The organism is Lentzea jiangxiensis (assembly GCF_900104175.1).
Taxonomy (GTDB): domain Bacteria; phylum Actinomycetota; class Actinomycetes; order Mycobacteriales; family Pseudonocardiaceae; genus Lentzea; species Lentzea jiangxiensis.
Genome location: NZ_FNIX01000058.1, coordinates 1 through 1,421 on the forward strand (window position 1 = coordinate 1; position 1,421 = coordinate 1,421).

Genomic DNA, 1,421 nt, shown 5'->3' on the forward strand with positions numbered 1-1,421 from the left:
CCAGAACCGCACAGTGGATGCGTAGCGTCTTCGTAACAAGTCCTCGGCCTATTAGTACCAGTCAGCTCCAACCGTTACCGGTCTTCCACCTCTGGCCTATCAACCCAGTGGTCTAGCTGGGGGCCTTAACCCACAAAGGGTGGGATACCTCATCTTGGAACGAGCTTCCCGCTTAGATGCCTTCAGCGGTTATCCCTTCCGAACGTAGCCAACCAGCAATGCTCTTGGCAGAACAACTGGCACACCAGCGGTCCGTCCGTCCCGGTCCTCTCGTACTAGGGACAGCCTTCCTCAAGTATCCTACGCGCGCGGCGGATAGGGACCGAACTGTCTCACGACGTTCTAAACCCAGCTCGCGTACCGCTTTAATGGGCGAACAGCCCAACCCTTGGGACCTACTCCAGCCCCAGGATGCGACGAGCCGACATCGAGGTGCCAAACCATCCCGTCGATATGGACTCTTGGGGAAGATCAGCCTGTTATCCCCGGGGTACCTTTTATCCGTTGAGCGACCACGCTTCCACAAGCCATGGCCGGATCACTAGTTCCGACTTTCGTCCCTGCTCGACCCGTCAGTCTCACAGTCAAGCTCCCTTGTGCACTTGCACTCGACACCTGATTGCCAACCAGGCTGAGGGAACCTTTGAGCGCCTCCGTTACTCTTTGGGAGGCAACCGCCCCAGTTAAACTACCCACCAGGCACTGTCCCTGATCCGGATCACGGACCGAGGTTAGACATCCAATACGACCAGAGTGGTATTTCAACGATGACTCCACACTGACTGGCGTCAGCGCTTCACAGTCTCCCACCTATCCTACACAAGCCGAATCGAACACCAATACCAAGCTATAGTAAAGGTCCCGGGGTCTTTCCGTCCTGCCGCGCGTAACGAGCATCTTTACTCGTAATGCAATTTCGCCGGGCCTGTGGTTGAGACAGTCGAGAAGTCGTTACGCCATTCGTGCAGGTCGGAACTTACCCGACAAGGAATTTCGCTACCTTAGGATGGTTATAGTTACCACCGCCGTTTACTGGCGCTTAAGTTCTCAGCTTCGCCCTTACGGACTAACCGGTCCCCTTAACGTTCCAGCACCGGGCAGGCGTCAGTCCATATACATCGTCTTGCGACTTCGCATGGACCTGTGTTTTTAGTAAACAGTCGCTTCTCGCTGGTCTCTGCGGCCAGCTGACCCTAGCCCGCGAAGGGCTTCAAGTCCTCTGGCCCCCCTTCTCCCGAAGTTACGGGGGCATTTTGCCGAGTTCCTTAACCACAGTTCGCCCGATCGCCTCGGTATTCTCTACCTGACCACCTGTGTCGGTTTGGGGTACGGGCCGCGTGAAAGCTCGCTAGAGGCTTTTCTCGGCAGCATGGGATCACTCTACTTCGCCTCAATCGGCTACGCATCACGTCTCAGGATAT

General features: G+C 56.2%; 1 rRNA gene. It reads right to left on the minus strand.

From position 1 onward, the window contains the following. Window positions 1-31: 31 nt before the first annotated feature. A 23S ribosomal RNA gene (locus BLQ91_RS39965) occupies window positions 32-1,421 on the minus strand; the annotation flags it as partial.